Raw genomic sequence first — 12,189 nt, 5'->3', positions numbered from 1 at the left:
GTACGTCAGCCGCCGTGCTGAAAGAAGGGCCGGACGTTCTCCCTGAGCCAGTGGCCCACCGGGTCCTCGGCCACGTCCAGGAGGACCAGGTTGACCGGCCACGGGAGCGGGACCTTGCCGAGGGCGCGGCCGAGTGCCTCCAGGGGCTGGGCGCGCAGGTCGCCCTCCCACTGCGAGAGTTCGACGCCCACGAACATCACCGGGTCCGCCGTCTCGATCGCGGCCAGGCAGCGGCGGGCCGTGCGGACGACGCCCGTGGCCGCGAACTCGGCGGAGGCGGCGGCGAGGAAGTCGACCGGGTCGTCCTGCCAGTCCGGTTCGAAGAGGCGGACGCGGCCGCCGGAGGCGGGACCGTCCAGCGGGGTGCGGCCCGCGCGGCACAGCTCGGCCACCGCCTCGGGCGGGAGCGGGATCCCGACCACGCCGTCGGGGTTGACGGCGATGCCCACCTGCGGGGGCAGCCCGCGGGCGAACTCGGCGGCGGGGGCGATGGTGAACGAGATATGGGCCCCGACGACCTGGCGGAACTGCTCCTCGGAGCTGAACACCGGGACGTAGACCTGGCCGTCGATCTCCATCGTGGGCAGGTCGAGGTTGCCGCTGTCCGGGCCGCCGCCGTTGGGCAGCGGGATCCACAGGAAGCTGCGGCCCAGGACCTCGATGACGCGGCCGCCCGCCGAGGGGACGCCGATCGAGGCCGACAACACCTCCTCCAGCTCGTTGCCGGGCCATCCGCCGTGCGGATGGGGGTGCGCCTGTGCCGGGAAGTCCGCGGGAATGTCCGCCGGGAAGTCCATCTGCCTACCGCCTGCTGGGAACCACTGGTATGGCTGGAAAGGCTAGCGGGTGCGGGTGACAGGGCGTCCCCACCGCGGGCCTCACCGCCAGAAGCCGATGTGGCGCAGCGCGTCCGCCGCCGCCCGGTCCAGCAGCACCGCCGAGCCGCAGCCGGCGGGCGGGCGGCCCTGTTCCACCGCGCGCACGAGGCGGGTGGCGGCCCTGCGGTGGCGCAGGAAGGCGTAGCGGGAGACGCCCCGGCCGCGCTCGCGCTGGCCCTCGCGCGCGGTGCCCGGGGTGACGTCGAGGAGCAGCAGGTGCAGCGTGCCGCCGCGCCTGCGGGCCTCGCGGGCCAGCCAGTCGCGCACCCAGGCCTGCGTACCGCAGTCGTGCACGACGACCCCGTCGCCGGTGCGCAGGGCGCGGCGCAGCCCGGCGTAGTGGGCGAGGCGGACCAGGGGGCGGTAGAGCGCGTACGGGAGGAAGCGGGGCAGGCGGGCCGCCCAGCGGTCGCGGGTGTCCTGGGAGTCGATGCGCAGTCCCCGCACCGCCCGCTGCATGAGCGTCGACTTGCCGCTGCCGGGCAGCCCGGTGATCACGACCAGGTCGCGGGGGCCGAAGAGCAGGCCGTGCGGGCTGCGGCCGGCCCGCTCGCGCAGATCGCGGACGACGGCTGCGGGGCGCTCCTCGCACCGCTCGCGGGCCGGTGCCGCGGGCTGCTCGGGCAGCGCGATGCCCGTGGTCGTCGCGTACGCCGTGTGCCTGTTCACCGTGATCGTCCTCCCCTTGGGCCCGGAGAATCCCCTGCCCATCGAGTGTAAAGAGAAGGTAATGCGCGGTGTCTCGTGTTTTCGTGCGCGTACTGCCACAGCCCGGTTACAGATGCGGACCCTGCCATGCGCGGGCGAGGCGTGCAATGATGTGCGCGCCAACTGCATACCGGCCGTTTGAATCCGCGCGGGAGAGTCCCCAGCAGCCAGCTGCGCCGGGGCGCCGAAGGAGCAAGTCCCTCCCTTGAATCTCTCAGGCACCGTTACCGCGCGGGCGAGGCACATCTGAAAAGCGGGCCGCTGTGACAGCGGCTCCACCCAAGGTGCAAGCCGTGTCCTCCCTATAGGGGTGGTCATGGCGAACCTCTCAGGTTCCGATGACAGATGGGGAGGAACGACCTCGCCTGTCATGCCTTTGGGAGACGACCGACCGATGAGCAGTACCGAACTCCGGCACACCGCGCTCGACGCCCTGCACCGCGCGCTCGGTGCGACCATGACCGACTTCGCGGGCTGGGACATGCCGCTGCGCTACGGCTCCGAGCGCGACGAGCACGTCGCCGTGCGGACGAAGGCCGGGCTCTTCGACCTCTCCCACATGGGCGAGATCACCGTGACCGGCCCCGAGGCCGCGCGCCTGCTGAACTTCGCCCTGGTCGGCAACATCGCCTCGGTCGGCGTCGGCCGCGCCCGCTACACCATGATCTGCCAGGCCGACGGCGGCATCCTGGACGACCTGATCGTCTACCGGCTGGCCGAGACCGAGTACATGGTCGTGGCCAACGCCTCCAACGCCCAGGTGGTCCTCGACGCGCTGACCGAGCGCGCGGCGGGCTTCGACGCCGAGGTGCGCGACGACCGTGACGCCTACGCGCTGATCGCCGTCCAGGGCCCCGAGTCCCCCGGCATCCTGAAGTCCCTCACCGACGCCGACCTGGACGGCCTGAAGTACTACGCGGGCCTGCCCGGCACGGTCGCGGGCGTCCCGGCGCTGATCGCGCGCACCGGCTACACCGGCGAGGACGGCTTCGAGCTGTTCGTGAAGCCGGAGCACGCCGTCGAGCTGTGGCAGGCGCTGACCAAGGCCGGCGAGGGCGTCGGCCTGGTCCCCTGCGGCCTGTCCTGCCGCGACACGCTGCGCCTCGAGGCGGGCATGCCGCTGTACGGGCACGAGCTGACCACGGACCTGACCCCGTTCGACGCCGGTCTCGGCCGCGTGGTGAAGTTCGAGAAGGAGGGCGACTTCGTGGGGCGCGAGGCGCTCACCGAAGCCGCTTCCCGCGCCGAGCAGAACCCGCCGCGCGTCCTGGTCGGCCTGGTGGCCGAGGGGCGTCGCGTCCCGCGCGCGGGGTACGCGGTCGTCGCCGGCGGCGAGGTCGTCGGCGAGGTCACCTCGGGTGCCCCCTCCCCCACGCTGGGCAAGCCCATCGCCATCGCGTACGTCGACGCGGCGCACTCCGCGCCGGGCACGGCGGGCGTCGGTGTGGACATCCGCGGCAACCACGAGCCCTACGAAGTCGTGGCACTGCCGTTCTACAAGCGTCAGAAGTAAAGACTGATCTTCCAGGGACCCCCGGCGCGCCCAGCTGTGACGCCGGGCACAGCCCCCCTGCCCACCAGCGCATTCATCAGTCCCCTCGTCATCAGCACACCCTCGCGTACAGGAGAATTCAGGCCATGAGCAACCCCCAGCAGCTGCGTTACAGCAAGGAGCACGAGTGGCTGTCGGCCGCCGGCGAGGACGGCGTCGCGACGGTCGGCATCACCGAGTTCGCGGCCAACGCGCTCGGTGACGTCGTCTACGCCCAGCTCCCCGAGGTCGGCGACACGGTGACCGCGGGCGAGACCTGTGGCGAGCTGGAGTCGACCAAGTCGGTCTCCGACCTGTACTCCCCGGTCACCGGTGAGATCGTCGAGGCGAACCAGGACGTGGTCGACGACCCGTCGCTGGTGAACTCCGCCCCCTTCGAGGGCGGCTGGCTGTTCAAGGTCCGCGTCACCGAGGAGCCGGCCGACCTGCTCTCGGCCGACGAGTACACCGCCCAGAACGCGGGCTGAGGAGGGGTAGCCGTATGACTGTCCTGAACACGTCCCTGCACGAGCTGGACCCGGAGATCGCCGCGGCGGTCGACGCCGAGCTGCGCCGCCAGCAGTCCACGCTGGAGATGATCGCCTCCGAGAACTTCGCGCCGCTCGCGGTGATGGAGGCCCAGGGCTCGGTCCTGACCAACAAGTACGCCGAGGGCTACCCGGGCCGCCGCTACTACGGCGGCTGCGAGCACGTCGACGTCGCCGAGCAGATCGCCATCGACCGGATCAAGGAGCTGTTCGGCGCCGAGTACGCCAACGTGCAGCCGCACTCCGGCGCCTCCGCCAACCAGGCCGCGCTCTTCGCGCTGGCCAAGCCCGGCGACACCATCCTCGGTCTGGACCTGGCCCACGGCGGCCACCTCACCCACGGGATGCGGCTGAACTTCTCCGGCAAGCAGTTCGACGTGGTCGCCTACCACGTGGACGACGCCGGCCTGGTCGACATGGCCGAGGTCGAGCGGCTCGCCAAGGAGCACCGCCCGAAGGTGATCATCGCGGGCTGGTCGGCGTACCCGCGCCAGCTGGACTTCGTCGAGTTCCGCCGGATCGCCGACGAGGTCGAGGCGTACCTGTGGGTCGACATGGCGCACTTCGCGGGCCTGGTCGCGGCGGGTCTGCACCCGAACCCGGTGCCGTTCGCCGATGTCGTCACCTCCACCACCCACAAGACGCTGGGCGGCCCGCGCGGCGGCATCATCCTCGCCAAGAAGGACTTCGCGAAGAAGCTGAACTCCTCCGTCTTCCCGGGATTCCAGGGCGGTCCCCTGGAGCACGTGATCGCGGCCAAGGCGGTCTCCTTCAAGGTCGCCGCCTCGGAGGACTTCAAGGAGCGCCAGCGCCGTACGGTCGAGGGCGCGCGTATCCTCGCGGAGCGGCTCACCGCGGCCGACGCCCGCGAGGCCGGTGTGAACGTCCTGACCGGCGGCACCGACGTGCACCTGATCCTGGTGGACCTGCGCGCGTCCGAGCTGGACGGCCAGCAGGCCGAGGACCGCCTCCACGAGGTCGGCATCACGGTCAACCGCAACGCGGTCCCGAACGACCCGCGTCCGCCGATGGTGACGTCGGGTCTGCGGATCGGCACGCCGGCCCTGGCCACCCGCGGTTTCACGGCCGAGGACTTCGCCGAGGTCGCGGACGTGATCGCCGAGACGCTCAAGGCGCCCTCCCCCTTCCCGGAGGCCACCGCCGAGGCTCTGAAGGCCCGGGTGACCGCCCTCGCCGACAAGCACCCGCTGTACCCCGGGCTGAACAAGTAGTTCAGTCGTCTTCGAGCGGCACCGCGCACACTGGAGGAAAACCGTATCTCCGTGGGCGCGGTGCCCGCCCCTCTCCCCGCACCACCCCGTATTGAGGAGTCACCGTGGCCATCTCGGTCTTCGACCTGTTCTCGATCGGCATCGGCCCGTCCAGCTCCCACACGGTCGGCCCGATGCGCGCGGCGCGCATGTTCGCCCTCCGCCTGCGCAACGAGAGCCTGCTCGGCTCCGTCGCGTCCATACGCTCCGAGCTGTACGGCTCCCTGGGCGCCACCGGCCACGGCCACGGCACGCCGAAGGCGGTGCTGCTCGGCCTGGAGGGCGAGTCGCCGCGCTCGGTGGACGTGGAGACGGCGGACGAGCGCGTGGCGGCGATCAAGGAGTCGGGGCGCCTGTCCCTCCTCGGCGAGCACGAGATCGCCTTCTCCTTCGACGACGACCTGGTCCTGCACCGCCGCAAGGCACTGCCGTACCACGCGAACGGCATGACCATCTGGGCGTTCGACGCCGCCGGGACCGAGCTGCTGTCGAAGACGTACTACTCGGTGGGCGGCGGCTTCGTCGTCGACGAGGACGCGGTCGGCGAGGACCGCATCAAGCTGGACGACACGGTCCTGAAGTACCCCTTCCGCACGGGCGACGAGCTGCTGCGTCTGACCAAGGAGACCGGCCTGTCGATCTCCTCGCTGATGCTGGAGAACGAGCGGGCCTGGCGCACCGAGGAGGAGATCCGCTCGGGCCTGCTGGACATCTGGCAGGTGATGCGGGCGTGCGTCTCCCGCGGCATGTCCCGCGAGGGCATCCTGCCGGGCGGCCTCAAGGTCAAGCGCAGGGCGGCCGTGACGGCCCGCCAGCTGCGCGCCGAGGGCGACCCGCTGGCGCACGCGATGGAGTGGATCACGCTCTACGCGATGGCGGTGAACGAGGAGAACGCGGCCGGCGGCCGGGTGGTGACCGCCCCGACGAACGGTGCGGCGGGCATCATCCCCGCGGTCCTGCACTACTACATCAACTTCATCCCCGGCGCGGACGAGGACGGCGTGGTCCGCTTCCTCCTCGCCGCCGGCGCCATCGGCATGCTGTTCAAGGAGAACGCCTCCATCTCCGGGGCCGAGGTCGGCTGCCAGGGCGAGGTCGGCTCCGCCTGCTCGATGGCCGCGGGCGCCCTCGCCGAGGTCCTCGGCGGCTCCCCCGAGCAGGTCGAGAACGCCGCCGAGATCGGCATGGAGCACAACCTCGGCCTCACCTGCGACCCGGTCGGCGGCCTGGTCCAGATCCCGTGCATCGAGCGCAACGGCATGGCCGCGGTGAAGGCGGTCACGGCCGCCCGCATGGCCATGCGCGGCGACGGCTCCCACAAGGTCTCCCTCGACAAGGTCATCAAGACCATGAAGGACACCGGCGCGGACATGAGCGTGAAGTACAAGGAGACGGCCCGGGGCGGGCTGGCGGTGAACATCATCGAGTGCTGACCGGGGGCGGGGGTTCCTGGAGGAGCGCCTGGCGGGAAATGACTGTTCGACCTGACGTTCGGGATTTCGACCGCTACTGTCCTCGACCGTGGAGGCAACGGGAACAGGGCACCTCCGGTTCTCCCTGCTGGGTCCGCTGCGGGCCTGGCGCGGCACCAGGGAACTGGCGCTCGGCTCCCCCCAACAGCGGGCCGTCCTGGCGATGTTGCTGCTGCGCCGAGGGCACGCGGTCGGTGCGGCCGATCTCGTCGACGGGCTGTGGGGGACACAGCCACCGCCGGGCGCGGTCCCGGTGCTGCGCACGTACGCGTCCCGGCTCCGCAAGCTGCTGGAGCCCGAGCGGGCGAAGGGCGAGCCGCCGCGGATCCTGGTCTCCGCCGGGGACGGATACGCCCTGCGGACCGACACGGTCTCCAGCGACCTGGCCGACTGCACGCGCGAGGTGGCGCGGGCCGAGCGCCACCGCGCCGCCGGCGACGGGGACCTCGCCCTCCGGCTGCTGCGCACCGCGCTGGCCGCCTGGGGAAGTCCCGCGCTGGCCGGAGTCCCCGGCCCGTACGCCGAGGCGGCGCGCGCGGAGCTGGCCGAACGGCGGCTGAAGGCCCTGGAGTCCAGGCTGCGGGTGGAGCTGGAGCTCGGCGGGCACGAGGCGGTGGTGCCGGAACTCCACGCGCTGCGTGACGCACACCCGCTGCGCGAGGCCGTGAGCGAGCTGCTGATCGTCGCCCTGAACCGGTGCGGGCGGCAGGCCGAGGCACTGGAGGTCTACGCGAGCACGCGCCGCACCCTGGTCGACGAACTCGGTCTTGAACCGAGGCCGTCCCTGCGCGCCCTGCACGCCTGCCTCCCGGCCGGCGCCCCTCATGCCCCCGACCTCCCTGATGACGCGCCCCGGCCGGAGCCGGACGCTGCCGCCGCAGCCCGCCGCGACGACGGGAGCCTCACGGTGCGCCCGTCCCAACTCCCCGCGGATCTCGCCACGTTCACCGGCCGCCGCACCGAACTCGACCGTGTTGCCGCGCTGCTGGCCGACGACGACCACACGGCCACGGCCGTCGGCGGAGCCGCCACCACCGCCGCCACGGCCACCGCCATTGGCGTCATCGACGGGATGGCCGGCGCCGGCAAGACCACCCTCGCCGTGCACTGGGCCCACCGGGTCGCCCACCGTTTTCCCGACGGGCAGCTCTACGTCAACCTCCGCGGCTACGACCCGGGCGGCTCCCGGGCGGACACCGGCGAGGCGATCTCGACCTTCCTCGTCGCGCTCGGGGTGGCCCCGCACGCCGTACCCGAAGGCCTCGACGCGCAGACCGCCCTGTACCGCAGCCTCCTGGCCGACCGCAGGGTGCTGATCGTGCTGGACAACGCCCGCGACACCGAGCAGGTACGGCCGCTGCTGCCCGGCGCGTCCGGCTGTCTCGTCATCGTCACCAGCCGCAGCAGGCTCACCGGCCTGGTGGCCCGGCACGGGGCGCGTCCGTTCGCGCTGGGCCTGCTGAGCGCCGCGGAATCGCGGGAGCTGCTGATCCGGAGGCTGGGCGGCTCCCGCGTCGATGCCGAGCCGGAGGCGGCCGACGCCATCGTCGGCCGGTGCGCCGGGCTGCCGCTGGCCCTGGCCATCGTGGCGGCGCGGGCCGCTCTCCACCCCGGCTTCCGGCTCGCCGACATCGCCGCGGAGCTCCGGGCCGGCCGTGGCGGCCTCGACGCGTTCGCCGTCGGCCACGACACCGGCTCCGACGCCCGGGCCGTCTTCTCCTGGTCGTACCAGGCGCTGTCGCCCGAGGCCGCCGTACTCTTCCGGCGCCTCGCCCTGCACCCCGGCCCGGACCTCAGCACCGCCGTGGCCGCCGCGCTGGCCGGAGCGCCCCGACGTCAGGTCCGCGCCCTGCTCACCGAGCTCACCGGGGCGAGCCTGCTCATCGAACACGCCCCCGGCCGGTTCGTCTTCCACGACCTGCTGCGCGCCTACGCCCACGAACTCGTCACGCACCAGGACAGCGCGGCCGAGCGCGACGCGGTGGTGCTGCGCATGAACGACCACTATCTGCACACCGCCCACCACGCCTCCGCCGTGCTCGGCCCGTTCCGGGAGACCATCCCCCTGGCAGCGAGCACAACGGACTGCGGGCCGCTGCGGTTCAACGACAGCTTGCAGGCCACCGCCTGGCTGCGCACCGAGCGTCATGTGCTGCGCTCGGTCGTCGAGCACGCGGCCGACCACGGTCACCACGACCACGCCTGGCGCACCGCCTACGCCCTGGACCTCTACTTCGACCGCCTCGGTTACCGGCACGACCTGATGGAGATCAACAAGGCCGCGCTGCGCGCCGCCCGAGCCCTGGGCGATCCGGTCGGCCAGGCGCACGCCCTGCGCAGCCTCGGCTTCGGCCACACCCGCTTCGGCCACGAGGACGAGGCGTTACGGCTCCTCGGTCGGGCACTGGAGCTCTTCCGGCAGGCGGGCGACGCCTTCGGCGAGGCCCGCACCCGGCGCGCCCTCGCCTACCAGGCCAACCGGTCGGAGCGGTACGACGTCTCGCTCGACCACTACACGCGCGCCGGCGGGCTGTACCGCTCCCTCGGCCACCGCAGCGGCGAGGCCAGCGTCCTGAACGAGATCGGCTGGACGTACATCCTGCTCGACGACCTCGAACGGGCCCTGGAACACTGCGAGAAGTCCGTCTCCCTGCACCAGGAGGTCGGCGACCTCAACGGCGAGGCCTCCGCGCAGGACAGCGTCGGCTACGCCCTTCACCACCTCGGCGCGTACGAGGCGGCCGTCGGGCGGTTCGAGCGGGCCGTGGAGTTGTACCGGGAGATCGGCAGCGGCTTCCTGGAGGCCGACACCCTGCGCCACCTCGGAGACGCCCACCGCGCCGCCGGCGACCACGGACCGGCCCGCGAGGCGTGGGCGGCGGCACTCGCCCTGCTGGAGGAGGGCGGCCACGCGGAGGCGGACGAGGTCCGGCGGGCCCTGCGCGAGCTGGACCCGTAGGACCGCCGTGCGCACCACCGGGGCACACGGCGGTCCGCCGCTCTCGGTCCCTACCGCATCCCTCGCTCCTCCAGCGCCACCTTGAGACTGCGCAGGGCGTAGTACACGCGGGACTTCACGGTGCCCTGCGGGACGCCGAGGACCGAGGCCGCCTGCTGGGTGGTGCGGTCCGCGAAGAACGTCGCCCGCAGCACCTCACGGTGCGCGGGTGTCAGTGCCTGTAAGGCGTCCCGCACCACGATGGACGACAGCATCCGGTCGATGTCGTCGAACTCGATGCCCAGTTCGCTCACCCAGGTGGCGCCGCTGACCTCCTGTGGCCGTGCCGCCCGCGTACGGTGCGCGTCGATGACGAGGTTGCGGGCGACCCGGAACATCCAGGGACGCACCGCCATCGCCTCGTCGTCGACCAGGTTCCGCTTGTTCCAGCACCGCAGCAGCGTCTCCTGGACGACGTCCTCCGTGCGGTGCGTGTCCCCGCCCACCATACGCAGCACGTACGAGTAGAGCGCCGGGCCGTGCTCCAGGTAGAGATCGCGCAGGGCCCGTTCCTCCGGGGAGGCCGCGCCCGCCGATCCGATCACCGTCACCTTCATGGTGTGCTCCTGCTCCGTGGGATGAGCGACTCCGGTCCGGACGGGGGTGAGAGCCGGGTCTGCTGGGCACGGAGTGTTGCCAGGGGCGTTCCACGTTCGTTTGACGCTGCTTGTACGAATCGATGGACGAGCAGGTCAGGGGCGGTGCGCGCCGGTGTGAGCGGGGCTTGCCCGCGGTGGTTCAGACGTACGCCGCCAGCGCGTCGACATGCCTGCGGACCTGTCCGACGAGTGCGGCGTGGCCGGGCGGCAGCAGACCCCGGAGGTCCAACTGGCTCCACATGTGGAGCAGTTCGCGCCCATGGACGAAGGCGGCTCGGTCGTCGTCGATCCGCTGCCATGCTGCCGCCGCCCGCGCCACCTCCGCCGACGCCCGCCCGTCCCCGGCCCCGCACCGGATCCGGGCCACGCCCAAGGCCAGCACGGTTGCCTCCCGGTGGTCGCCGCGCAGATGCGCGAGGTACGCCTGCACCGAACGGGCCTCCAGCGCGTGCGGATGATCGGCGCCCAGCGAGCCGGCCAGGCTCTCGTGCAGCGCGCTCGCGTCGGCGTACGCCTCGTCGAGACGGCCGCCGGTCGCCAACGCGTGGATACGGCTGATCCGTTCGGCGTGCTCGGCGGGGAGGTCGGTGGTGGCGGCCGGGACCGTGGCACGGGCACGCGCGCGGGCGCGGGCGACCGCGGTGGCGACGGCGGACACGGGGGGCGGCTCAGGTTCCCGGTACTCCGGGGACTCCGGGGAGTCGAGGACACGGCTCGAACCGTCCGGAGACACCTGGAGGACGAAGTGGGCCGCGCCGGACCCGTCGTTCACCGTGGCCTCCACGGCGGTGGCACGGTCCTGCGCGTACTGCTGCAACCGGTCGAGTACGGCGTCGTGCACGGACTGGCCCGGCTCGGGGGCGAGGGGTTGTCCGTCGATCTCGGCGCGCTCCTCGTCGGTGATGTGCACCTCGAAGGGAGTCATGGCTGTCCTCCTCATGCGGTGGGAATGGGGAATGGGGAATGGGGTGGATATGACCCGGGGCGATCAGGTGGGACCGGGGGAGACACCGGGTGTGACGCCGGGGGTGGCTCCGTCGGGCGGGGCGGCGATGCCCGCGTACTTGGCGAACTGGGCGCGGACGGCCAGGACGTAGCCCTGGGCGTCGTTCGTGTTCGGCACCCCTTTGGCCGCTCGGACGGCGTCCATCCCCAGGTGGTAGCCGGCCAGGGCGAGGTCCAGGACGCTGTTGGAGGTGTCGGTCCGGACGACCTCGCCGCCGTCGATCATCTTCTGGGCCTGGTTCGCGAGGTCGCACAGGTAGCGGCCCTGCGCCATGATCGAGTCCTTCGCGTCCAGGGCGGAGACCTTGTCGTTCTTGTCGTCGTCCTTGCCGTACTTCGTGAAGACGTCGGGCGGCAGCTGCGAGATGCCCTGCTTGCCGTTCGGACCGACCAAGGACGCGTTGAAGCCGGACTCCTTCTCGATCTGGGACGCGATGACGATCGGGCCGATCGCGCCACACAGCTTGCCCGCGTCCTGAATCGGCTCCACCAGGTCGTCGGGGACGGTCGAGGTGTCCAGCTCACCCGAGCCGTCGCCCTGCAAGGAGGCGACCACCTGGTCCGCGACGTCCTGGTTGTCGGAGTCGCCGCCCCCGCCGCCGAAGAGCAGGATCAGCGCGATGAGCGGGGCCAGCAGCACCCCGAACCCGCCGATGACGATCACGACGATCACGGTGCCGACCAGGGCGACCGGCGCGAGCATGCAGCCGCAGCCGGTGCCGGCGGCGACGGTGTTCCGGACGGCGGTCGAGGTGCCGCCCTCTCCGTTGTCTTCCGTTGCGGAACCCATGGGCTCGTGCCTTCTTCCCCTCGCCTTGAACCGCTGTGCCCGGACGGCCCGTTGTGCTGTCCGACGGGCTCGGCAGATCCAAACGAGCCTCGGAGCAAATAAGTTCAAACCGGTGGAAACCAGATGAGTCAGAGCAGCGGAAGCACGAGCGAAGAGGGGGGCGGAGCACACATGGGCACACCTTCGGCAACGCCGTCGAGCCCGTCAGGATGGGTACGGGGACCGAAATCCCCCCGGCCGGCCCCGGCCTCGGCCCCCGGCACGAGCCCGGCGTCCCCCTCCGAACCCGGCGGGCACCAGGCCGCGACCGCCGCCGCGCCGGGTCTACCGACGGCAGCCGCACACTCGGCAGCCCCGGCCCCGGCAGCGACCGCCGTCCCGGCTCGCGC

The 12,189-nt window shown here is 72.2% G+C and carries 10 protein-coding genes and 2 riboswitches; of the genes, 5 read left to right on the top strand and 5 right to left on the bottom strand.

Annotated features, from left to right (window positions below; all coding sequences use genetic code 11):
• Positions 1 to 5: 5 nt before the first annotated feature.
• A complete protein-coding gene (locus tag IPZ69_RS24560; protein ID WP_235456526.1) occupies positions 6 to 797 on the bottom strand; it encodes an enhanced serine sensitivity protein SseB in 792 nt (263 codons plus the stop codon).
• A gap of 81 nt (positions 798 to 878) precedes the next feature.
• A complete protein-coding gene (locus IPZ69_RS24555; RefSeq protein ID WP_235456594.1) occupies positions 879 to 1,553 on the bottom strand; it encodes an AAA family ATPase in 675 nt (224 codons plus the stop codon).
• Between the two features lie 172 nt (positions 1,554 to 1,725).
• A riboswitch (glycine riboswitch) is annotated at positions 1,726 to 1,826 on the top strand.
• A riboswitch (glycine riboswitch) is annotated at positions 1,827 to 1,941 on the top strand.
• A gap of 39 nt (positions 1,942 to 1,980) precedes the next feature.
• On the opposite strand from IPZ69_RS24555, the gene gcvT reads away from it, so the two are divergent.
• From gcvT to IPZ69_RS24530, 5 genes are all read left to right on the top strand, one after another.
• Positions 1,981 to 3,099, top strand: coding sequence for a glycine cleavage system aminomethyltransferase GcvT (gene gcvT / locus IPZ69_RS24550; protein WP_235456525.1), 1,119 nt, complete (start codon positions 1,981 to 1,983; stop codon positions 3,097 to 3,099).
• 125 nt (positions 3,100 to 3,224) lie between these two features.
• On the top strand, positions 3,225 to 3,605 hold the full coding sequence (gcvH, locus tag IPZ69_RS24545) for a glycine cleavage system protein GcvH (RefSeq protein WP_235456524.1): 381 nt from the start codon (positions 3,225 to 3,227) through the stop codon (positions 3,603 to 3,605).
• A 14-nt stretch (positions 3,606 to 3,619) separates the two neighbouring features.
• Positions 3,620 to 4,897 (top strand): serine hydroxymethyltransferase, encoded by a 1,278-nt coding sequence (glyA, locus tag IPZ69_RS24540; protein ID WP_235456523.1) that lies wholly within the window; start codon positions 3,620 to 3,622, stop codon positions 4,895 to 4,897.
• A gap of 104 nt (positions 4,898 to 5,001) precedes the next feature.
• A complete protein-coding gene (locus IPZ69_RS24535) occupies positions 5,002 to 6,369 on the top strand; it encodes an L-serine ammonia-lyase (RefSeq protein ID WP_235456521.1) in 1,368 nt (455 codons plus the stop codon).
• A gap of 88 nt (positions 6,370 to 6,457) precedes the next feature.
• Entirely contained in the window at positions 6,458 to 9,367 is a 2,910-nt protein-coding gene (locus IPZ69_RS24530; protein WP_235456520.1) for an AfsR/SARP family transcriptional regulator, read from the top strand.
• Between the two features lie 50 nt (positions 9,368 to 9,417).
• Here IPZ69_RS24530 and IPZ69_RS24525 read toward each other — a convergent pair whose 3' ends face one another.
• The 3 genes from IPZ69_RS24525 to IPZ69_RS24515 all read right to left on the bottom strand — a co-directional run bounded on the left by IPZ69_RS24525 (position 9,418) and on the right by IPZ69_RS24515 (position 11,800).
• A complete protein-coding gene (locus IPZ69_RS24525) occupies positions 9,418 to 9,963 on the bottom strand; it encodes a sigma-70 family RNA polymerase sigma factor (RefSeq protein WP_235456518.1) in 546 nt (181 codons plus the stop codon).
• Between the two features lie 181 nt (positions 9,964 to 10,144).
• Positions 10,145 to 10,930: a hypothetical protein gene (locus tag IPZ69_RS24520; RefSeq protein ID WP_235456517.1), complete on the bottom strand. Its 786-nt coding sequence runs from the start codon at positions 10,928 to 10,930 to the stop codon at positions 10,145 to 10,147.
• A gap of 63 nt (positions 10,931 to 10,993) precedes the next feature.
• Positions 10,994 to 11,800, bottom strand: a complete 807-nt coding sequence (locus IPZ69_RS24515; RefSeq protein ID WP_235456515.1) for a lytic transglycosylase domain-containing protein — start codon at positions 11,798 to 11,800, stop codon at positions 10,994 to 10,996.
• Positions 11,801 to 12,189: the final 389 nt, after the last annotated feature.

Source organism: Streptomyces olivochromogenes, from assembly GCF_021538895.1.
Classification (GTDB): domain Bacteria; phylum Actinomycetota; class Actinomycetes; order Streptomycetales; family Streptomycetaceae; genus Streptomyces; species Streptomyces olivochromogenes_A.
The sequence above is the reverse complement of the archived record's forward strand: the minus strand, read 5'-3'. Positions and strand labels throughout refer to the sequence as shown.

What these genes read in the sequence shown, in the direction of transcription:
- gcvH (WP_235456524.1), top strand. Translation starts at nt 3,225, where the DNA reads ATGAGCAACCCCCAGCAGCTGCGTTACAGCAAGGAGCACGAGTGGCTG.
- IPZ69_RS24520 (WP_235456517.1), bottom strand. Translation starts at nt 10,930, where the DNA reads ATGACTCCCTTCGAGGTGCACATCACCGACGAGGAGCGCGCCGAGATC.
- IPZ69_RS24560 (WP_235456526.1), bottom strand. Translation starts at nt 797, where the DNA reads ATGGACTTCCCGGCGGACATTCCCGCGGACTTCCCGGCACAGGCGCAC.
- IPZ69_RS24515 (WP_235456515.1), bottom strand. Translation starts at nt 11,800, where the DNA reads ATGGGTTCCGCAACGGAAGACAACGGAGAGGGCGGCACCTCGACCGCC.
- gcvT (WP_235456525.1), top strand. Translation starts at nt 1,981, where the DNA reads ATGAGCAGTACCGAACTCCGGCACACCGCGCTCGACGCCCTGCACCGC.
- glyA (WP_235456523.1), top strand. Translation starts at nt 3,620, where the DNA reads ATGACTGTCCTGAACACGTCCCTGCACGAGCTGGACCCGGAGATCGCC.
- IPZ69_RS24525 (WP_235456518.1), bottom strand. Translation starts at nt 9,963, where the DNA reads ATGAAGGTGACGGTGATCGGATCGGCGGGCGCGGCCTCCCCGGAGGAA.